Genomic DNA, 19,703 nt, shown 5'->3' with positions numbered 1-19,703 from the left:
AAGAGCCTTGAATTTCAAGGCTCTTTTTACTTTAAATGTGAAATCCGTTTTCTCCTTCACAGTTCAACTTTTTGTGTTCCAAAATAATAGACATAGATATCTTCCATTCTTGGTTCCACGTTCACAGCAGATTCATTCGGTTTTTCCTCTGAAATAATGCGCAACTCGATGTCATTCCCTAGTTGATGAACATTCGATACAGCATAGTTTGTTGAATATTTTTCCAATTCCTCTTCCTGAATACGTAAGCGCCACACTTGATTTTCCAATTGTCCTAACAGCGCGCTTGGTGTTGCCTTTTGAATCAGTTCACCTTTTTTGAGCAATAACACTTCATCCGCTACATACTCAATGTCGGATACAATATGGGTTGATAAAATAATAATCTTATTCTTTGAAAGTTTGGATAAGATGCCTCTTAATCGTATCCGTTCGCTGGGATCTAATCCTGCCGTCGGTTCATCCAAAATCAAAATCTCCGGATCATTCAGCAATGCTTGTGCAATTCCGATTCTCCGTTTCATTCCACCCGAAAATCCTTTCAGTTTTTTCTTCCGTACCTCCGTCAAACCAACCATGTCCAATAGCTGTTCTACCCTTGACGCAGCTGTTTGTCTATCCAGCCCCTTTAAATTGGCCACATATTTTAAAAATTCTTCGGCCGTAAAATTCCGATATCCATGAAATTCCTGCGGCAAATATCCTAAAACATCCCGATAACGTTCCCCCAATGCCGAAATATCCCGATGATTATAAAGAACCCTGCCTTTTGAGGGAGCAATCACATCAACCAATATCCGCAATAAAGTGGTTTTTCCAGCTCCATTTGGACCGAGCAGTCCGTAAATGCCGGGAGACAATTCACAATTGATATTTTTCAATGCTTCAAACCCTCTATAATGATGAGTGACGTTTTCGATTTTTAGCATCATAGTTCGTGTCTCCTTATCTGTAATGTAATCGTCAGCACCAAAACACTTGCAAGGAAAATTCCATACCATATCATTAAGACCATAAATTGCGAATCAAGGACAATGTCTTTCGCCCTGATGAAGTACGAGAAAAATCCTTTTTCCAAAAACCATTCCAAAGAATACGGCTGAAGAAGATTGCCTCTCAACAAGTAAGTTGTTCCAAATAAAATTCCGCATAAAACTGCGGCTACCATGTGGGATTGAAATACCGTACAAACACAAGCCGCAAAAACGGAAAATAATACACTCCCCGCCCACACATAAGGAAAACTTTCCAAACACTCTACTATAAAGGTGATAGATAAATTTTCATAACGGTTGAAAATAAAGAATCCCAAGACTTGAATGAATAAAAATAAAATCGCAATGCCTGTTGTATATAGAGCGTTTGCCAGCATCCTGAATAAAAACAGCCTGGCTTTTCCGCTTTTCGTCGCCAGAATAGCCTCTTTCACTTTCTCTTCTTCATCCCAGGAAAACAATCTTGTATTCACAAATAGAATCATAAATCCTATCATCAATGAACCTATTAAATGCCAAAAGCTGATTGATGTCATAAAAAAGCGATCTGCCCCCTTTTGTGCGGCAAAATATAGCCGAATCCCCCAAAAACTCATCAATGCCGCAAAAAGAAAAAGATTCCACCGATTTTTTGCAAGTTTCTTAATTTCCCACAGAAGCATATCTTCTCCACCTGCCAATGGCAAGATTAAAAGCAAATAGCAACAAAGCAAAAACCATGAATAGAATATATATTTCACCTTCCGAGAATGGTAATAACCCTTCCAAGTATTGATGACCTAACATCCCATTAAATCCATAATCATAAATATTTCGAAGATAAACATCCAATTTCATTGATCCAGTGTAATAACACAAGTATTTATCATACAGTTCTTCCAGCGCAAAAACGCTTCCTGCAATCATCATGATAAAAACGCTTCGTTTTATAAAGAAGGATAAAGCGAGTATACACAACGAAAAAATATAGCTTGCCAACACCATATAGCCGAACTGAAAAAGCAAAAGTTGGGCAAAGGTCCAATCGGGGTTGGCATTGATGAAATAAACAGGAGGATTGACTTTAATTTGATTAAATGCACCTGAGATAGAATATTTAGATACCAAGGTAAAAAAGCTGACTAAATAAAAATACGAAACGATGATGGCACAATAAATGAACATAACTGCTTGTTTCACCATTAATAATTGGACTTGTCCCTTCTTATACGTCAACAACAATTCATTCATTTCCTGTTCCCGCTCAATTGGCAGGCATTTTGCACTTCCAATTACAACCAATACAGCAATCATCCAAAATCCGAACCAAGGAACTGCATCTAACATTGCTCTCCATAATCCGGAAGTCGGATTGAAGGAATCCCCGGTATCCCGCAAACCTAAATAGTAATAGACTGTACATAAAAAGAGAGCGATATATATTTCCGGCTGTTGAAACAATTTTTTCATTTCCGTCAGCCCCAACTTAATGAAACTCATAAGGCAACCTCTCCATTCCCCAAACCCTTACCAACCGGTATACTAACAACGCCAATAAAACAACGTTGATTACGAAATAAACCAAATAATTGATTGATAAAAGGACCGTTCCAATTGATGTAGAGATTGATAGTAAAACAAAGAAAATCCAAATGAGTATAATCACAGTCCAGGACAATACATCCCGATATCGAACGCTTAGAAATAATAATGTTAAGCTAAACAATAGAATGGGAGTCAATCCCAAACTTGCAATCCGAAAGATGGACAATGACAGTTCTACATGATGGATAAGTATCATATAAAACACGGTGCAGGTGTAAATGACAATGCTGCTGATCGTCATGGCGACAATTTTGGAAAATAAAATTTGTTGAAAAGAATATTTATAAGTACTTTCCAATTCAACCATATCTTCGGTCTGTTCATTCATGAAATGCCAACCGATGACCAATATAGGAAGAGGTGATGTGAAAATAAAGAACAGCCATTTCTCCATTGTTAAAGGAAGTACCGTATAAATGAAAAACATAAGTAAGATGGTCATACATAATTGCCGTTTATAATGCCACAACAAATCGATAAATGTTTTCCAAATTAGTTCTTTCATTAAAACGATGGTTCTTTCCCGTCGAATCGGCATGTATGTTTTTAGCACGTCAATCGTTTCTTGCTTATCCCCTTCATGAATTTTGGGTAATGGATATGTTTGAAGAAGCGCTTCAAGTTTATCCTCAAAATTTTTGTTCTGTTCCAACTACTTTCCCTCCCTCATCTGTTTTTTCACTTTTTCCAAACCTTGCCGAAGCCTGGATTTCACAGTTGGTATGGGGGTTCCTGTAATTTTTGCGATCTCTTTCGCTGTAAATCCATAAATATATTTCAAAATGATGGTGTTCTTTTGCGTATAAGGCAATGCATTCAACATTTCTTTGACGACGGATTGATTGGCAATATGTTCACTGATATCCGCCCCCACCTTTACATTTTCATGCTCTATAGAAAAAGAAATGAAGTGCTTATTCTTTCGAAAGGAATTCATCGTATGGTTATGTGCAATTTTGAAAAGCCAAGCTTTAAAACTTCCTTGTTCTTTATATGTAGGCAAAGCTTTCAACATGGCAATAAACACTTCTTGTGTAATGTCTTTCGCTTCCTCATATGAACTGCCTAAACGGTAAATATAGTTAAATATTTCATCGTAGTAACGGCGGACGAGCATTTCCATCGCCTGCTCATCTCCAAGCAAAATTGACTTTATTAATGTTCCATCATCCTCTAACATGGCAAAACCTCCATCTACCTCTTAAACACAAATTATAAGGAAAAGGATTTAAACTTTTTCTACTTTTTTAGAAATTTGTATAAAATGTTAATTTCTTTAATATTTCCGGTATATGGATCCATACTTTTCCTAAAAAAAAACGACTTCCGGAACCGGAAATCGTTTAAGCGGCGCTAAAACATCTTCATTATCTGCATCTCTCGCCTTTGGCATATATAAATATTTAGTTTAATATTGTAGATATTCTTAACTTTTTATCCGTTAATGGATCTGAAAACGGGGTGAAAATGTGAATTTATATTTCCTCTTTCTTATTATCGCTCTCATCTTAACGGTTCTATCAAAAGTTTTCCAGTTCGTATTTCACAGCAAAATCGGGGATTTCATCGTGATCCCGGCTGCCATATCCTTTGTGCTGGCAGTGCTTTTTTCAATAAACAAATTCAACATTTTGTTTGAAACGGACAGGCATGACGCGATTATCATCGCTCTTTGGGCGTGCCTTGCAATCGTCATGTTCCAATTGGCACTGATGCTATTAATCGGTTACCACAATAAATGGGGATTTGGGTTTATTGCACTGTTTATTATTTGTTTAGGGATCTTTCTTTTCAAAATGGCTGGAATGCTAAAATAATTACATTTACATAGGATTGAGGAGATTTTTTATTTAGCAATCGTGCCACTATGAAGAAATAGTTGTAAACGGTTCTGACCATCTATTACGAATCAAGTACTAAATGTTTTTCCATTAAAACGGTGTTCTTCCATTGTCCATTTTTTCTGGCAATTCCTTTCCGGACTCCCACGATTCGAAAACCGCACTTTTTATGTAGTTGAATGCTCGCTTTATTCACTTCGATAATCGATGCTTGCAACATCCAGTAACCGGAGAGTTGGGCTTGTTCAATTAAATGCAATAGCAGCCTGGAACCAACCCCTTTCCCTTGGGCATCAGGGTGTACATATATGCTCACTTCGCCGACACCTTTATAAACCTCCCTTTGAGAAACGGGGGTAATGGATACCCAACCGAAAATTGTTCCATTTTCGTCATAGACATATCGAAGGGATGGATGATATTTTTTATCCCATTCATCCATGGAAGGTACGGTTGTTTCAAATGTCGCTATGCCTGTATCAATTCCTGATTGATAAATTTTCAGCACTTCCGGAATATCCTTCTTTTCCAAAAATCTGATCATTGCACATAACCCCTTTATTTTTGACACATTGATCCATGCCTGAATAGTTATTTCAATGTTTCCCAATCAACATCAGCCGCTGCTTTTTTCGAACTGGCATTCCCGAATTGCAAAGCTAGACTATTTTCAAACCCTATCCTACTGGTGCCCACATGGTGGGATCCTCTTCAATTACCAATGCATGTAAGGATGTTTCATCTTGGAGTTCTTTTTAACCATATTATCAAATTCCTCTTATTTTCTGTTAAAAAATATGAGCTTCTTTATTGCAAGGGGGGGACTTATGTATCATTTTTTTTACAAATCAACAATACTTTAATCTTTTTATGAAAACCCTTACATAATAAGCTATACTGAATAAAAAGGGGGTTTGATGTTATGGGCAAATTAACCGGCAAAGTAGCAATCATTACAGGTGGAGCTTCAGGAATTGGCGCAGCAACCGCAAAACTTTTTGTGGAAGAAGGCGCAAAAGTTGTTATTGTTGATGTGAATAAGGAAAAAGGAAAAGCCTTTGAAGAAGAATTAAAAAATCAAGGCGGAGAAGCGCTTTTTGTACAAGCGGACGTAACCAATGAAGAAGATGTTCAAAATGTATTCGCAAAGGCAAAAGCCTCTTTCGGAAAAGTTGATATTCTTTTCAACAACGCCGGTATTGGGGCTGTGAAACCGACAGATGAACTTCCATTCAGTGAATGGCGGAAAACAATTGCCGTTGACTTGGACGGTGTATTTCTGTTTGCACGTGCAGCCATCAAAGAATATTTACAATCCGGCGGCGGTGTCATTGTTAATACCGCTTCGATGTACGGCTTGGTAGGTGCCGCAGGAAGTGCCGCCTACAATGCAGCAAAAGCCGGGGTTGTCAACTTTACCCGTTCCATTGCGTTGGAATATGCTAACCGAAATATCCGGATCAATGCGATATGCCCTGGATTTATAGACACTCCAATTTTAGGGGATACAGATCGGAACGGTTTAATTGAGGCGACACCGATGAAACGCTTGGGTAAACCGGAAGAAATTGCAAAAGCCGTCTTATTTTTAGCAAGCGATGATTCATCCTTCATGACCGGAAGCGCCCTGGTTGTTGATGGTGGCTATACGGCGCAATAAGGCAAATCATTTCTATAAAAAAGGTAGAGGGTCAAATCCCTTCTACCTTTTATTTATTATTTTCATTTTGACAATCTTTTCCGTATAAATGCCGGTTCATCTATCAGAGTATGAGGTGTGATGATATTTTCACTCACAACGACAATAGCCTGCACTTTCAGTAGAGTATGTTGCGGCATTTCCTTTTTGAAATCCTGCACTTCCGAGCTGTTTTGCCACTTTTTTATTGCCGATAATCACTGAATCCCTAAAACGGATGGGCAATACTATTTTATATCTTCCTTCATTTTTACCATATTATACCATACAACTCCGCCATGTTGTGATTTGGATATGCCATGATTTGCAAATCCCAGTTTCTCATAAAAAGGAACCAATTCCAGTTTACATGTCAAAGTAATTCCTTCCCTTTCATTTTCTTTCACCAGTTCTTCCATTTTCCTAATCAGGATTTTGTCGATTCCCTGTTTTCTGGCGCGCTTATCCACGGCTACCCCCAAAATGCTTTGATAGCCACCTTTTTCCGGATTTCTATTGATCCGCTTAAACAGATCGTCTGTAATGTACGGTTGTTGAATCACCGGCCCATTAATATACCCGACAATTTCCCCATTCTTTTCCGCAACAATAAACGTATCGGGAATCATTTGAATCCTTTCTTCAAAAGCTTCTTTCGTTGCGGCCTCTTTCTTCAAAAAAGCTTCATTTTCAATGCGCAACAAATCTTGCAGATCTTCGGAATGTACATTTCTTAAAGTAATCATCTTTTCTATTCCCCCTTTCAATCAATTATTGTTAATAGTTTACCATATTATTCCAAGTGTTTTTCAAGGATATTTATGCATATTTTTCCATCTTATCTTTTAAAAAATAGCATATCATCTGACCATATAAAATTTTATATTTCTGATTATTTTAATATTGCCACTATGATGTTAATTTGTAGAATATTAGAAATAGAAGGAGGGCCCTCAATGCAGCATATTCAATCCGGAAAAATAACAACCATACGTTTGACAACTTGCGCCATGTTTATGGCTATGATTGTAGCCCTTAGCTCTTTTGGACTCCCTGTTCCTGGAGGACATCTGTATTTCGTTGATATTGCCATTGTTCTTGCAGCCATCCTGCTTAACCCTATTGAAGCCCTTATCGTGGCAGGTTTCGGATCATTTCTCGGGGATTTTCTTTTTTATCCGCCTCCAATGTTCGTTTCACTTGTCACTCATGGACTGCAAGCTTTTGTCATCTCGCTTTTTTCCCACAAGGTGCTGAAAAGCAAACCAATCCTTTCTTCCGGGATTGGTGTAACGATTGGTGTCATCATCATGGTAACAGGTTATACCCTTGGAAAAATTTATGTATATGCTACTTTGGAATACGCCATTTTGAAACTTCCATATGAAATCGCACAAGGAGCAATCGGCGCCATATTAGGGATGATTTTATGCTGGAAATGCGGAATTCATAAACTGTATGACAAAATGATTCTCAGTAATAATTAATTGTGTATGGAAAATGTTCATTCAATATTTCCCATTTTTAATAACCCGTTTTCCACAAAATGAGTTTCATAGTACAGCGATTCCGAATATCTTCTGTTGGGAAATATAAAAAGGGATTTTGCCTATCGATCCAAATTCTGATGATTAGGCAAAATCCCTTTGTTTCTGTGTTTTTCATCTTAATAAATCAAGTGCAAGAAATCTTCCTTCGTCACGCCTCCGAAGTATGTAGGGATTTCGACATCCGCCAATGCTTCTTCAATGTCTTGATAAGCGTAGCGGACCCCAACTAAACGTTGCTCGACTTCTTCTACATCCCCCATGCCAAAGAAATCGCCAAAAATCCTAATTTCTTCAATGATGCCTTTGTTCACTTCCAAACGGATATCAATTTCCCCTGATGGGAAGCGTTTCTGCTTTTGCATATTAAAGCGCGGGGATTTTCCATAGTTCCACTCCCATTTTTGGTAGCGTTCTTCCGACAAAGCATAAATTTTTTCCCAATCCTGTTCCGTCAACTCATAATATCGGATATTCTCCTCGCCGCCGAAAATGGATTTCAAAATTTCCATCCGGAACTGTTCAACGGTAATTTTTTCAGGCAGGAAATCGATGATGTTGGCAACACGGGAACGTACGGATTTGATGCCTTTGGACTCAATTTTGTCCTGCTTCACTTTCAACGAATTCGTCACCGCATCCAGATCCAAATTGAACATTAATGTACCGTGGCTGACCAAACGGCCGCGCGTTACATATTGCGCGTTCCCTGACACTTTCCGTCCTTCCACTAAAATGTCATTGCGGCCGGAAAGTTCCGCCTTTACCCCCAATTTTGCCAACGCGTCCACCACAGGCTGCGTGAATCTTTTATAGTTGCTGAAGCTGTTTCCGTCGTCTTTTGTGATAAAGCTGAAGTTTAAATTATTTAAATCGTGGTACACCGCTCCACCGCCGGAAAGCCGACGAACGACAATAATGCCATTTTCTTCAACGTAGTCTGTGTTGATTTCTTCAAATGTGTTTTGATTTTTGCCGATAATGATCGACGGTTGATTAATATAGAACAGCAAAAAATCATCCTGCTCAATATCCATGTTTCTTATAAGATATTCTTCAATCGCCAAGTTCACCCTTGGGTCTGTAATGCCTTTATTATCAACAAAATACATCTATGTAGCCTCCTATGCAAATTGTCCATATCTATTTTACACGAAAAATGGCTCATACTGATTTTTTTAGTATGATTGAATTTTTCCTCAACCATTGCAAATTTTGCTAGATAGATTCCGGTTCAACACTTTCTGAAATAAGGTTGGGCATTTCATCTGGTTGGATGAATGTTGTAAAAGAAATGAAGAAAGGCCAAAATCTATGCATTTCTTCTATCTATTATTTCTCCAATAACGGATGAAGATATTGTGCAGAGTATGAAACTTGTCGGATTGCGTCCGGACATAAAACAAAAAGTGAGAAATTATTCACTGGGAATGAAACAAAAATTGGCCCTTGCCCAGGCCATCATGGAAAACCAGCAAATACTTATCCTGGACGAGCCGTTCAATGCATTGGATTATGATAGTGTACAGCAAGTGCGGGCATTATTAAAATCATTTAAAGAGGAAGGAAGAACCATCCTATTGACAAGCCATCACCACGAAGACATCACGTTGCTATGTGATGAAGTCTATCGGATCAATCATTTTAAATTGGAAAAAGACGATAAGGCATTCAGTTATATAAATTGATCCTCTAATAAAATCTTGTACAGCTGAATTGATGGGCCATCTTATCTCCGTTTCTTCTCTCAGTTTGAATTGAAAAGTTGTCCACACTTTCAATCTAAGGAGAGAACAAAACGGATGATCAAGATGGCTCCATTCATATGTAGACTTACGTGAAAATCCCTGATAGTGTACATCCTTTTTTCACTAAGGCATCATCATATTTAAAACATCATCGCCATACATTAATAAGCAGAATACGGAGAGGAGGATTTTTTGTTTACCCAATATAAATATTGGTACCCTTATGTCAGTCCACACGATCCTTGTCCCCCTATCAAAATCAAAAGCTATTCTACTCCCCCTCAACTTTATATAGCATTCCAACCAATTGGATTACCTCAATTTCCAACCGCGAAAGAAGCATTGATGCACGGTACATTATGGCCTCAGCTTTACAGTCCTTATCCAAATCCACAAAAAAGGAATGAAAAATCGTGAGTAAAACAATGCCCCCGGAGTATTATCGGATGCTGGAGGAAATTCAGGCGATCGATTTTGTCATTGTGGAGTTGAACCTATATTTGGATACTCACCCTAACGATTTTGAAGCCATCAAGCAATTCAATGACTTCACTGAGAAAAGTATGAAATTGAAAATACAATTTGAAAAGAAGTTCGGGCCGCTGATGAATTTTGGCAAAAGTTTTTCGAATTACCCGTTTAATTGGATGGATACCCCTTGGCCTTGGCAGGTTTAATCACCTATATTCGTTAGGAGGAACAAATGGTGTGGTATTATGAAAAAAAACTTCAATATCCGGTGAAGGTAAGTACCTGCAATCCAATGCTGGCAAAGTATTTAATTGAACAATATGGAGGCGCTGATGGGGAGTTGGCAGCCGCATTGCGCTATATGAACCAACGCTATACCCTTCCGGATAAAGTGGTCGGCCTATTAACGGATATCGCGACCGAGGAACTTTCCCATCTTGAAATGATTGCCACGATGATTTACAAACTGACAAAAGATGCGACACCGGAACAATTAAAGGCGGCGGGGCTGGCGGATCATTACGTGAATCATGATAAAGCCCTGTTCTACCAAAACGCGTCCGGCGTACCATTTACCGCTTCATATATTCAGGCAAAAGGCGACCCGATCGCCGATTTGTACGAGGACATTGCCGCAGAAGAAAAAGCTCGCGCAACCTACCAGTGGATCATTGATTTGTCTGACGATCCGGATTTAAATGACAGTTTGAAATTTTTAAGGGAAAGAGAAATTGTCCACTCCCTCCGATTCAGAGAGGCCGTCGAAATCCTCAAAGAAGAACGGAATACAAAAAAATTCTTTTAAAAGTAAATGCTATCTAAAACAATCAAGTTGGATTTTCAACTTGGTTGTTTTATTTTAATCAATTTGTATATTTTTTCTGGATATATAATAAATCTGCTTTTATCCAATCAATCTGACATGATATTTACTTATAAAAGTAATAAACCATTAATAAAACCAGTCATTATTTACCGAATTTTCAAAATATATTGAGGCGCCACGGATTCTTTTCTATCATTTTATAAGTGAGATTAGATCACGATAAAAGGATAATAAAAGACACCAAAATGCATGGAGTTGCTCAGACAGGATAAAAAATGGAAGGGATTAGATGGATTTGGATTATGGTAAATTGGCAAACAAACTGAAAAACTTGAATTTACCGTCACCAACAAAAGAATTTATCGAACATATTTTAATGAAAAAATTCAAAGCAATTGAAATACCATTGTACAGCATTCATCCGGATGATTACAGAAACGATGATGAAGTGGATGAAACCAAAATTTATAAATTGTTTACCATCACGAATCCGGAAATTTTAAATAAAATCTGCAACGGGAAAGAAAAAGAACTATTCGAAGACGAGCGCAAAGATCAAACAGAAGCGGAAGTCCCCCATGACGAAATCACATACAATAATTTAATCAATGAACATAATAAAGGGTATAGAATTTCTGTGGTGTTGGAATCCGGGGATGGTATTCATGTAAGTCATGCAAAAGTCTACGGCTTTTCCGAATATTTAACAACGTATCTTGTTGCACTTATCGGCTTACCCAAGGATGAACTGGATCGAAAAGATGTCAATGATAGAAGATTTCAATTTTACTTAGAGTGTTTAAAAAGGCATCATTTTATTTAATTACATTTCATTTGTATTACTTAAATACTAGCATGATTTTCGTAGACTAATCTTGCGACAAGTAATTGAAATGTTCATCATGGATATTGATCCCCATCTTTGCAAATGGTTCCTCCTTGACCCCAACTTCGCGGATTCGCGGCTCTTATGTACGCCACGGCAAGAAAACTTATGCCTCCCGCACAAAAAAGAGGATGTTTTCTTCCATTCAGTTTTTTCCATTTCCTGTATGATGTAAGAAACAAAAAAACGCCAATCAACCTTAATCAGCGGCAAGAGAGCGGATTTTGCATCTTCCAATAATTTATAAGTCATAAATTCCGGTCTAATAGAATGTCATGGTGGGTTATTAATCCTTTAATGCTAATCCAGCATAACATAGCGGAAATGGAGGATTCCAATCCCCCGTCATCCAGGTGGACCATTGCATTCGCAACATTACATTATTATTATATCAAAAAAATTTTAATTTGTTTATGAACTTGTATGATGAAATGGCAACAAAAGGTCAATATCCTGCCACCATATACCGTTGTTTTTTCAACAGGTTTTCTGATAAAGTCCTGACTAATTGATTTTACTCGACGATTTTGAAAAATAAGGCTTATCTCAGGAAGTCAAATATTCACCAAAACATAACATTTTCATCGCAATCCATCCAAATGCTGCATTCCAAATTTAGTATCATAATATTACAGGAAATTATTTTTTTCTAAACAAGCCGGATTATCAGGAGTGACTTATGACAAAAAAACTCTACAACTTCTATTTTTTAGTAAGCAGTCTCCTCTTTCTTGGATCGGTCATTAATTTTATTATTAAAGACGTACTGGACGGGTTCATCTATTTGTCAGGAGCTGCCGTCTTCACCCTGCTTGGATACCTGAATAAGAGAGGGAAGCAATGATATTTGCAAAATGTTGATTCCGGGATCAACGGCAATTTCAATCGGCAATATTAAAAGTTATAAGCCTTTCACACAGTGGTCCTTTTTGATGGAAGGCTTAACTCTTTATTTTGATGAAGCCAGGTAATGGAAATCAGATAACCAAATAAAGGCAGCACAATACTTGCGATATATAGATTGATGGGTCCAACAGATATCCATCGATGGACACCATCCAACCCGTCAAAGAAAAACGGCAAAATTAATAACGCTGCAATAATTAGGGCGTATGTAAAAAAAACCCAAAACCTTGACCTTAGAGGGGGGATGGAAAACTACTAATTGGGAAAAACACTTTGTCCAACATAAAAAAGTAACGTGAGTTTCTGGATATAGATGAAATAATCCCCTAAGTCATTCCAAACAAAAAACAAGCCTCTCGCAAAATGAGAGGCTTTTCATTTTAATGAGATATTATTACTAACTGGATAATGAATAAAATCGCAAAAAGGTAAAGTAATGGGTGAACCTCTTTCCCCTTGCCTTTAAATAACTTCAATAGTGGGTAAGAAATAAACCCGAATGCGATGCCGTCTGAAATACTGGACGTTAACGGCATGATTAAAATGACTAAAAATGCCGGAATAGCTTCTTCTACTTTATCCCATTCGATCTTGCGAACAGCACCAATCATTAAACTTCCTACGATAATTAATGCAGGGGAAGTGATGGCAGGTACACTTGCCAAGGATCCCGCTAATGGCGAGAAGAATAACGTAATGACAAATAGCACTGCAACTGTTAACGACGTTAGACCAGTCCGCCCACCTACCGCTACACCGGCAGAAGATTCGATATAGGCTGTTGTGGGGCTTGTACCAAACATCGAACCGATGATGGTTGCCAATGAATCACCAAGGAATGCTTTACGGGCTCGCGGCAATTGATCGCCCTTTAAAATACCCGCTTGTTTGGCAACGCCGATCATGGTACCTGTCGTGTCAAACAATGTAACTAAAATAAATGAAAATACGGTACCGTATAAGCCATATTTAATAACATCGCCAAAGGCTTCGATTGGATTCCATACTAAAATCCCTTCTGGTAATGCCGGCATTGCCATAACCCCATGAAAGGTTAAATTGCCGGTAATGGCAGCGATGATGGATGTGACAATCATCCCCCAGAAAATCGCACCAAATACACGGTACATCATGAAGATCGCCGTAACAAGAACCCCTACAATTGTTAACCAAACCATAGGGCTTGATAAATCCCCCAATTTGACTAAGTTCGATTCGTCATCTGTCACGATGCCCGCTGAGCGCATGCCAATGAAAGCGATAAATAAACCGATCCCCGCAGTAATGGCCAATTTTAAATTATTCGGTATTGCTTTAACCAGCATTTGCCGTAAAGGCGTTAAGCTAATAATAAAGAAAATAATACCAGCCACGAAAACAGCGGAAAATGCTGTCATATAGTCAATTTCACCTTTGGAAGCTTGGACAACCGAAAACGTAAAGAATGCATTCAGCCCCATACCGGGAGCCATTGCAATTGGATAATTGGCAAATAGCGCCAACCATAGTGTTCCAAATACTGCAGCGATAATGGTCGCTGTAAATACTTGTTCACTGGGCACACCAGCGATCGTTAAAATTGAAGGGTTCACGATGACAATGTATACCATTGTTAAGAAAGTTGTTAAACCCGCAAAAATTTCAGTTTTTACAGTCGTATTATTTTCTTTAAGTCGAAACAAAAAGTTCATCCCCCTAAATACGAACATTAAACACAACGAATATAATAATATTCGGCTTTCAATCTTAATGCAAGTGTTTTTATGTATATTTTCTCCTCAGACAAAAAGTTTTTATAATAGGAATATTCAGAATGATTTGTTGCCGGAGAGGAACGGAAAGAACGTTTGCCTTCATCTTCCCCTGATGAACATTAAATTAATCGCTTATCCTTTTAAGTTTATTTGTTAAACGGGGCTTTGTCCCAATACTAGCTAAACAAAAAAGGCAACCAGAATAATCCGGTTACCCTCATATGAAACAGCGCTATCCTGGAAAGTTAATTTATACTGAATCTAGTAAACGCACTTTCATCGATTTATAGCGAATGAAATAGATACCAACACCAATTGAAAGCCAAATGAATCCTGAAATAAGCCCTGAATGCCCAACAGGAATTAGTAAGCAAACGCAGATGAAGAAAGCGGCAGCCGGTAAAAATGGATAAAAGGGGACCGAGAATTGGGATTTTCTTTCTTCCTTTGTTGTTTTCCTTCTGGAAATAAACAGCGCCATTATGGTAAAAATAAACGTTATAAGATATAAAAATCCTGTTGCATTCACAGCAATATTAATGGAGCTAATGAGTGTAAATAGAATCTGAATACTGACCCCTAGTATTATGGCCCAAACGGGGGTTTGAAATCGGGAATGAATCGTGCCAATTTTTTTAGGCAAGAATCCCCTTCTTCCCATGGCAAAAGCGGTCCTTGAAATCGAGATGATAAAGGCATTCGCTGTTGCCGGTAATGAAATAACAATGATGATACTTACTAACGTCGGGCCAAAATCCCCTAAAAACTGTTGACTGGCAAAAGCGACAGGCACATTGGATATTCCCAACTCTTGCCACGGAACAACCCCAATCGAAATGAATAATAGACCGCAATATAATACAAGGACAATGATAATAGAAGATAAAATCCCCCTAGGAATCGTCTTACTTGGATTTTTCATTTCCTCTCCAGCATCCACTATAACATCCCATCCAACCATGGATAGAAATCCAACCAATGCAGCAGCCAATATTCCTTCCATTCCATTCGGAGCAAACGGTTTATAAAAAGAAGGATCTACATGGCCAAAACCTGAAACAAAAAATAAAATGAGGACGATGATTTCAACAATGACTATGCCTACTTGAACAGCCCCACTAAACTTGATGCCTAACATATTGAATAGTCCCAAAACAAGAAGAAGAAGGACCGCGCTTAATAAGGGAGGCGCCCCTGTCAACGAATGAAGATAATTGCCAAAGCCTTGGGACACGAAACTACTCGCTGCAAGCCATGCCCCCCAATAGGACCAGCCAATTAATGTCCCGACAAACGGCCCCATGGTTTGACTGACATATTCATAAGCTCCCCCTGCCCTAGGATATCTTGAGGCTAATTCCGCATAACATAATCCAAGCAGGATTTCCAAAATGGCCGCAATGATGAAGCTAAGCAAGACAGCCGGCCCCGCTTTCCCAATGGCTACACCGCTAAGAATGAAAATCCCCGCACCAACCATCGCTCCAATCCCAAGAGCAGCGGCCTCTTTCCAACCTAACTTTCTTTTTAAATTCAAAAAATTCCCCCCTTATTATCTTAGAAGCCCCATACTTCCAGTCAGTTTATTCACCTTTTTCTTGTCCCCATATAGAGCTATCCCTAAATATTCAAGATCATTGGCTGTACAAGATGCGATTTTTTCCGTATATTCCTCATAATTTTTGGTTGTTTGTGCTGCATTGCTGAAATCAACTACCAGTAAATTCGAAAATTCATCGCTACATACCTTTTCTCTTAATTCTTTAATTGTCACAGCATCCCCCTTTAATATGGGAATCGGAGTCGTTGTAATTCCTCTATGTTTTTGGCCGCTTCCATCTACCACATTTGGCCCGATAATCCCTTCAATTTCCTTTCCCAATGTAAGCGCAAGTACGGCAGCTGTATTGGCAATTAATCCTGTTGGCAAATTTGCATCAATCACCATGACACATTTCATTTCCATCCGAATTCCTCCAAATCATTGATTTGTCATACGCATGCTACAATTTCCAATATGTGTAATTTATCATTTTCTCTCATAATGTATCATGCTAAAATGGTTTTTATAAGAGCCACTTTTAAAGGATTTTTATAGTACCAATTTATAAGGGTGAATCGCTATGATTTGGTTGGAAATCGACCGAACAATGGATATCCCATTAATTCGGCAAGTATATGAGCAAATTCGCATCCGCATATTGGATGGGGAGCTTATGGCTGGTGAAAAACTTCCCCCTACCAGGGAGTTGGCATCCCATTTAGGAATATCCCGAAATGTCGTCATCGAAGCATACGAGCAATTATTAGCGGAAGGATATATTGAAGCGAGGCAAGGTTCCGGAACATACGTTGCGGAAGGAGCTTTTTTAAATCAGCAAAAGAAAAAAGATGTCTTGTCTTTTGTAGAAATACATCAATCAGAAGAGAATGCAAATGACGTGATCGATTTCCGTTCCGGTATACCTGCTTTAAATTTGTTTCCAAGAAATACATGGGGAAAAATTGCGAAAGAGGTTTGTTTAAATGCAGCCAATTCTGTATTTGGCTACGGGTATCCGGAAGGCAGGGCGGAATTGCGTTATATCCTTTCCCAATACTTAAAGAGAATGCGTGGGGTGGATTGCCATCCGGACCAAATTGTCATCACTTCCGGAGCAACTCAAGGCTTCACGTTAATCGCAAATCTTTTGCTTTCCGCCGGGGATGAAGTCATCATTGAAGATCCGATTACCTTTGAAATTCAAAGGATTTTCACTTCGAAAGGGGCATCCCTTTATCCTATCCCTGTGGATGAACAAGGAATGCAAACCGATTTTCTGCCGCAAAAGAAAAAGCCAAAGTTTATTTTTGTTACACCGTCCCACCAGTTTCCACTTGGAGGAACGTTGCCAATTCAACGCCGGATTGAGCTTATTCAATTTGCCAGAAATGCGGATTGTTTTATTGTTGAGGATGATTATGACAGCGAATTCCGTTATCAGGGAGCTCCCATTAGTTCTCTGCAGGGACTTGATCCTGACCGGGTCATCTATGTGGGAACCTTTAGTAAAATACTATCCCCTGCGCTCAGATTGGGATATTTAATTCTTCCTCCATCCTTAATAAAGCAATCGAAGGATTTAAAATGGTATATGGACCTTCACGCACCTTCGCTGGAACAACTAACCATCGCCCGATTTATTGAAGAAAAACATTTGGAACGGCATATTCAAAAAATGAAAAAAATTTACGACGGACGGCGAAAACAAGTAAGAAAATGTTTAACAGAGGCATTTGGAGAAACTGTCCATATTTCAGGAGATTCAACAGGGTTACATTTAATTGCGGAATTTAAAAATCGTCAATTTACTGATCAAACAGTTGCAAAGATAATGAAAGAACATAAAGTGAAAATCTATCCTGTCGAACACCATGCCATTCAAAAAGGCGTTCATCAAAATAAAGTGATTTTGGGTTATGGTAATTTATCAACAGAGGAGATTCAAGAAGGCATTGATCGATTAAAACAAGCACTTGTATAAAATTATAAAACGTCAAACCTTTTGCAACTGGGGTTTGGCGTTTTTTAACAATTGGCACTTTCACCTTCAGAAAGCGGATTTTAGGAATCATAAGTTTCGATCTAATAGGATCAGAATATCCTGTTGAGTCACTAAACCTTTAATATGCAGGCATATATTGGCCAGATCCGGATCATTGGACATTTGCGTCCATACTTGATTCAAATATATCGTCCGATTGGCGTTGCTTTCATAAGGTGGCAGGAATCCTTTCAGTTCCGCTATCGGGATAATTTGACGAATCAATCTTTCCGCTTCATTGATTTGAGCCAAGGGTCCACTGATAATGGTATTGATAAGTTCATTTGCTTTTTTCAACGTTTCAATGGCAACGGCATCCATTACTTTTTTTGGGATTTCCGTTTGGTAAAAATCAAATCTGCCGGTACTAAACCACGTTCAACGGAAATCAATGTTCCCCGGTAAATGGCAATATCTGAACAAGCCTTAAGCCGATTGTTTTCCAGCACTTTTTCCAATTCACCAAGCCAGTTCTTCACAGACTCGAAAAAAGTGGAAGTTAAGTCCATATAATTGTGTAAAAAGGGAAATAGAAAAAGAGCCATGTTGCTTCCCCTTTGGTAGAATAAACAGTGGACCAAAAACACCAAACATAAGGAGGAATGCAACCATGGCTCAATATCATATTACCCTAAATGATGAACTTTTGCACGGGTTATTCACCAGAGATGAAGGATTAGCGAAGCTACTGGAACAAGTCCTCAATCCGAGGCACAAGTAGAAGAACAGCTGGGGGCTCGCCGTTATGAACGAACGGAAGAACGAAAAGGCTATCGCAACGGTTCGTATCCACGCCAGCTGACAACCCGGGTGGGACGGTTGACCTTGCGCGTTCCACGAACAAGAGAGGGAGAGTTCTCTACGGAACTGTTCCAACGGTATCAACGGAGCGAACAAGCACTGGTACTGGCACTCATGGAAATGGTGGTAAACGGGGTGTCTACCCGAAAAATCACCCAAATCACAGAGGAGTTGTGCGGCACCTCGTTTTCCAAATCCACGGTTTCCTCGCTGTGCAAGGGGCTGGATCCAATTATCCAAAACTGGAATCATCGTTCCTTGCATGAACACGTGTATCCGTTTGTACTGGTGGATGCGATTTATACGAAAGTCCGGGAAGATGGACGGGTGCGCTCCAGAGCCGTGTTGATCGCCACGGGAGTGAATGAGGAAGGATACCGGGAAATTCTTGGCCTGCAAATCGGAAACAGTGAATCGGAGTCCAGCTGGAGCGAGTTCTTCGGATGGCTGAAAGACCGAGGACTCCGGGGAGTGGACTTGATCATCTCGGATCAGCACGGTGGACTGGTGCAAGCCATTGAAAAGCATTTCCAAGGAGCGACATGGCAGCGATGCCAGACACATTTTATTCGCAATATCCTCGATGCCGCACCAAAGTATATGCAGGATGCCTTGCTTGAGGAGATTCGCGGGATTCTTCATGCCCCAAACAAGCAAACGGCCCGGCTGTTATTGGAACAAGTGCTGGCCGAATGGGAAGAAAAAGCGCCAAAAGCCATGCAAATCCTTGAAGAGGGATTCGAAGACGCCACCGCCGTATTGGACTATCCGGACCGTTACCGGCGGCGCCTGCGCACGACCAACGGAGTGGAACGGCTGAACGAGGAAATCCGCCGCAGAGAACGGGTCATCCGCATCTTTCCGAACCGGGAATCGGTGTATCGCCTCGTTGGCGCCGTGTTGATCGAAATCGACGAAAAATGGATGTCAGGGCGCAAATACTTGGATATGGCTGAATATTGGCAGTGGCGGAAAACGAAAGAGCAAGGAGTCCGATCGGTGAATCAGGAGGCTCCGGCGATCAAGAGAGTGGGATAACCTCTACGCCGTGTCAAGGAGAACGTGGAATACCGGAGCGAAGC

Annotated in this window: 21 protein-coding genes and 2 pseudogenes; 10 read left to right on the top strand and 13 right to left on the bottom strand. The window is 39.4% G+C overall.

Features of this window, described 5'->3' with window-relative positions:
- Window positions 1-56: 56 nt before the first annotated feature.
- The 5 genes from NSS77_RS08475 to NSS77_RS08455 are packed head-to-tail and all read right to left on the bottom strand — an operon-like array spanning window position 57 to window position 3,759.
- The gene (locus NSS77_RS08475; protein ID WP_342468396.1) at window positions 57-932 is read right to left on the bottom strand and encodes an ABC transporter ATP-binding protein; all 876 of its coding nucleotides are present in this window, start codon (window positions 930-932) and stop codon (window positions 57-59) included.
- Window positions 929-1,657, bottom strand: coding sequence for a hypothetical protein (locus NSS77_RS08470; protein ID WP_342468395.1), 729 nt, complete (start codon window positions 1,655-1,657; stop codon window positions 929-931). The genes NSS77_RS08475 and NSS77_RS08470 overlap by 4 nt, the downstream gene beginning before the upstream one ends.
- Window positions 1,638-2,474, bottom strand: coding sequence for a hypothetical protein (locus tag NSS77_RS08465; RefSeq protein WP_342468394.1), 837 nt, complete (start codon window positions 2,472-2,474; stop codon window positions 1,638-1,640). Before NSS77_RS08465 ends, NSS77_RS08470 begins: the two co-directional genes overlap by 20 nt.
- Window positions 2,461-3,231: a hypothetical protein gene (locus NSS77_RS08460; RefSeq protein ID WP_342468393.1), complete on the bottom strand. Its 771-nt coding sequence runs from the start codon at window positions 3,229-3,231 to the stop codon at window positions 2,461-2,463. Before NSS77_RS08460 ends, NSS77_RS08465 begins: the two co-directional genes overlap by 14 nt.
- On the bottom strand, window positions 3,232-3,759 hold the full coding sequence (locus NSS77_RS08455; RefSeq protein WP_342468392.1) for a sigma-70 family RNA polymerase sigma factor: 528 nt from the start codon (window positions 3,757-3,759) through the stop codon (window positions 3,232-3,234).
- A 289-nt stretch (window positions 3,760-4,048) separates the two neighbouring features.
- On the opposite strand from NSS77_RS08455, the gene NSS77_RS08450 reads away from it, so the two are divergent.
- Entirely contained in the window at window positions 4,049-4,396 is a 348-nt protein-coding gene (locus tag NSS77_RS08450; RefSeq protein ID WP_342468391.1) for a hypothetical protein, read from the top strand.
- Window positions 4,397-4,481: 85 nt separating this feature from the next.
- Here NSS77_RS08450 and NSS77_RS08445 read toward each other — a convergent pair whose 3' ends face one another.
- Entirely contained in the window at window positions 4,482-4,964 is a 483-nt protein-coding gene (locus tag NSS77_RS08445) for an N-acetyltransferase family protein (protein ID WP_342468390.1), read from the bottom strand.
- 378 nt (window positions 4,965-5,342) lie between these two features.
- Between NSS77_RS08445 and NSS77_RS08440 the strand changes: the two genes are divergently transcribed.
- Window positions 5,343-6,080 carry an SDR family NAD(P)-dependent oxidoreductase gene (locus tag NSS77_RS08440; protein WP_328220161.1) on the top strand — a complete coding sequence of 246 codons (738 nt, stop codon included), beginning with the start codon at window positions 5,343-5,345 and terminating at the stop codon, window positions 6,078-6,080.
- Between the two features lie 266 nt (window positions 6,081-6,346).
- Here the strand turns inward: NSS77_RS08440 and NSS77_RS08435 are convergent, their stop codons facing one another.
- On the bottom strand, window positions 6,347-6,844 hold the full coding sequence (locus NSS77_RS08435) for a GNAT family N-acetyltransferase (protein WP_342468389.1): 498 nt from the start codon (window positions 6,842-6,844) through the stop codon (window positions 6,347-6,349).
- Window positions 6,845-7,054: 210 nt separating this feature from the next.
- Between NSS77_RS08435 and NSS77_RS08430 the strand changes: the two genes are divergently transcribed.
- Window positions 7,055-7,585 (top strand): ECF transporter S component, encoded by a 531-nt coding sequence (locus tag NSS77_RS08430; protein ID WP_342462921.1) that lies wholly within the window; start codon window positions 7,055-7,057, stop codon window positions 7,583-7,585.
- Between the two features lie 179 nt (window positions 7,586-7,764).
- On the opposite strand, the gene NSS77_RS08425 is transcribed toward NSS77_RS08430, so the two are convergent.
- Entirely contained in the window at window positions 7,765-8,757 is a 993-nt protein-coding gene (locus NSS77_RS08425; RefSeq protein ID WP_342468388.1) for a lipoate--protein ligase, read from the bottom strand.
- A gap of 219 nt (window positions 8,758-8,976) precedes the next feature.
- On the opposite strand from NSS77_RS08425, the pseudogene NSS77_RS08420 reads away from it, so the two are divergent.
- The 5 genes and pseudogenes from NSS77_RS08420 to NSS77_RS08400 form a co-directional block, all read left to right on the top strand.
- Window positions 8,977-9,333, top strand: a pseudogene (locus NSS77_RS08420) (ATP-binding cassette domain-containing protein); the annotation flags it as partial.
- A 252-nt stretch (window positions 9,334-9,585) separates the two neighbouring features.
- Window positions 9,586-9,810, top strand: coding sequence for a spore coat associated protein CotJA (locus NSS77_RS08415; protein ID WP_141601935.1), 225 nt, complete (start codon window positions 9,586-9,588; stop codon window positions 9,808-9,810).
- Window positions 9,807-10,070 (top strand): spore coat protein CotJB, encoded by a 264-nt coding sequence (locus NSS77_RS08410; RefSeq protein WP_342468387.1) that lies wholly within the window; start codon window positions 9,807-9,809, stop codon window positions 10,068-10,070. The genes NSS77_RS08415 and NSS77_RS08410 overlap by 4 nt, the downstream gene beginning before the upstream one ends.
- Window positions 10,071-10,099: 29 nt before the next feature.
- Complete coding sequence (locus NSS77_RS08405; protein WP_141601949.1) at window positions 10,100-10,669, top strand: manganese catalase family protein; 570 nt, start codon at window positions 10,100-10,102, stop codon at window positions 10,667-10,669.
- A 310-nt stretch (window positions 10,670-10,979) separates the two neighbouring features.
- On the top strand, window positions 10,980-11,513 hold the full coding sequence (locus NSS77_RS08400; RefSeq protein ID WP_342471162.1) for a hypothetical protein: 534 nt from the start codon (window positions 10,980-10,982) through the stop codon (window positions 11,511-11,513).
- A 1,349-nt stretch (window positions 11,514-12,862) separates the two neighbouring features.
- On the opposite strand, the gene NSS77_RS08395 is transcribed toward NSS77_RS08400, so the two are convergent.
- The 3 genes from NSS77_RS08395 to NSS77_RS08385 form a co-directional block, all read right to left on the bottom strand.
- Entirely contained in the window at window positions 12,863-14,164 is a 1,302-nt protein-coding gene (locus tag NSS77_RS08395; protein WP_342471161.1) for an NCS2 family permease, read from the bottom strand.
- A 322-nt stretch (window positions 14,165-14,486) separates the two neighbouring features.
- Complete coding sequence (locus NSS77_RS08390; RefSeq protein ID WP_342471160.1) at window positions 14,487-15,773, bottom strand: amino acid permease; 1,287 nt, start codon at window positions 15,771-15,773, stop codon at window positions 14,487-14,489.
- A gap of 15 nt (window positions 15,774-15,788) precedes the next feature.
- The gene (locus NSS77_RS08385) at window positions 15,789-16,202 is read right to left on the bottom strand and encodes a DUF2000 domain-containing protein (protein WP_342471159.1); all 414 of its coding nucleotides are present in this window, start codon (window positions 16,200-16,202) and stop codon (window positions 15,789-15,791) included.
- 157 nt (window positions 16,203-16,359) lie between these two features.
- Here NSS77_RS08385 and NSS77_RS08380 point away from each other — a divergent pair, with 157 nt between their 5' ends.
- Window positions 16,360-17,760, top strand: coding sequence for a PLP-dependent aminotransferase family protein (locus tag NSS77_RS08380; protein ID WP_342471158.1), 1,401 nt, complete (start codon window positions 16,360-16,362; stop codon window positions 17,758-17,760).
- An 87-nt stretch (window positions 17,761-17,847) separates the two neighbouring features.
- Here the strand turns inward: NSS77_RS08380 and NSS77_RS08375 are convergent, their stop codons facing one another.
- Both NSS77_RS08375 and NSS77_RS08370 read right to left on the bottom strand, forming a co-directional pair.
- Window positions 17,848-18,141 carry a hypothetical protein gene (locus NSS77_RS08375; protein WP_342471157.1) on the bottom strand — a complete coding sequence of 98 codons (294 nt, stop codon included), beginning with the start codon at window positions 18,139-18,141 and terminating at the stop codon, window positions 17,848-17,850.
- Window positions 18,141-18,365, bottom strand: a complete 225-nt coding sequence (locus NSS77_RS08370; RefSeq protein ID WP_342471156.1) for a hypothetical protein — start codon at window positions 18,363-18,365, stop codon at window positions 18,141-18,143. The genes NSS77_RS08375 and NSS77_RS08370 overlap by 1 nt, the downstream gene beginning before the upstream one ends.
- Before the next feature lie 65 nt (window positions 18,366-18,430).
- On the opposite strand from NSS77_RS08370, the pseudogene NSS77_RS08365 reads away from it, so the two are divergent.
- Window positions 18,431-19,659, top strand: a pseudogene (locus NSS77_RS08365) (IS256 family transposase).
- Window positions 19,660-19,703: the final 44 nt, after the last annotated feature.

The sequence above is a fragment of the Ureibacillus sp. FSL K6-3587 genome, assembly GCF_038593165.1.
GTDB lineage: Bacteria > Bacillota > Bacilli > Bacillales_A > Planococcaceae > Ureibacillus > Ureibacillus suwonensis.
This window is presented reverse-complemented; position numbering and strand designations above follow the sequence as displayed.

Bases quoted from the DNA above. Each gene is read 5' to 3' on its own strand.
- NSS77_RS08475 (WP_342468396.1), bottom strand. From the start codon at position 932: ATGATGCTAAAAATCGAAAACGTCACTCATCATTATAGAGGGTTTGAA.
- NSS77_RS08470 (WP_342468395.1), bottom strand. From the start codon at position 1,657: ATGCTTCTGTGGGAAATTAAGAAACTTGCAAAAAATCGGTGGAATCTT.
- NSS77_RS08465 (WP_342468394.1), bottom strand. From the start codon at position 2,474: ATGAGTTTCATTAAGTTGGGGCTGACGGAAATGAAAAAATTGTTTCAA.
- NSS77_RS08455 (WP_342468392.1), bottom strand. From the start codon at position 3,759: ATGTTAGAGGATGATGGAACATTAATAAAGTCAATTTTGCTTGGAGAT.
- NSS77_RS08445 (WP_342468390.1), bottom strand. From the start codon at position 4,964: ATGATCAGATTTTTGGAAAAGAAGGATATTCCGGAAGTGCTGAAAATT.
- NSS77_RS08440 (WP_328220161.1), top strand. From the start codon at position 5,343: ATGGGCAAATTAACCGGCAAAGTAGCAATCATTACAGGTGGAGCTTCA.
- NSS77_RS08435 (WP_342468389.1), bottom strand. From the start codon at position 6,844: ATGATTACTTTAAGAAATGTACATTCCGAAGATCTGCAAGATTTGTTG.
- NSS77_RS08430 (WP_342462921.1), top strand. From the start codon at position 7,055: ATGCAGCATATTCAATCCGGAAAAATAACAACCATACGTTTGACAACT.
- NSS77_RS08425 (WP_342468388.1), bottom strand. From the start codon at position 8,757: ATGTATTTTGTTGATAATAAAGGCATTACAGACCCAAGGGTGAACTTG.
- NSS77_RS08400 (WP_342471162.1), top strand. From the start codon at position 10,980: ATGGATTTGGATTATGGTAAATTGGCAAACAAACTGAAAAACTTGAAT.
- NSS77_RS08385 (WP_342471159.1), bottom strand. From the start codon at position 16,202: ATGGAAATGAAATGTGTCATGGTGATTGATGCAAATTTGCCAACAGGA.
- NSS77_RS08380 (WP_342471158.1), top strand. From the start codon at position 16,360: ATGATTTGGTTGGAAATCGACCGAACAATGGATATCCCATTAATTCGG.
- NSS77_RS08375 (WP_342471157.1), bottom strand. From the start codon at position 18,141: ATGGATGCCGTTGCCATTGAAACGTTGAAAAAAGCAAATGAACTTATC.
- NSS77_RS08370 (WP_342471156.1), bottom strand. From the start codon at position 18,365: ATGGCTCTTTTTCTATTTCCCTTTTTACACAATTATATGGACTTAACT.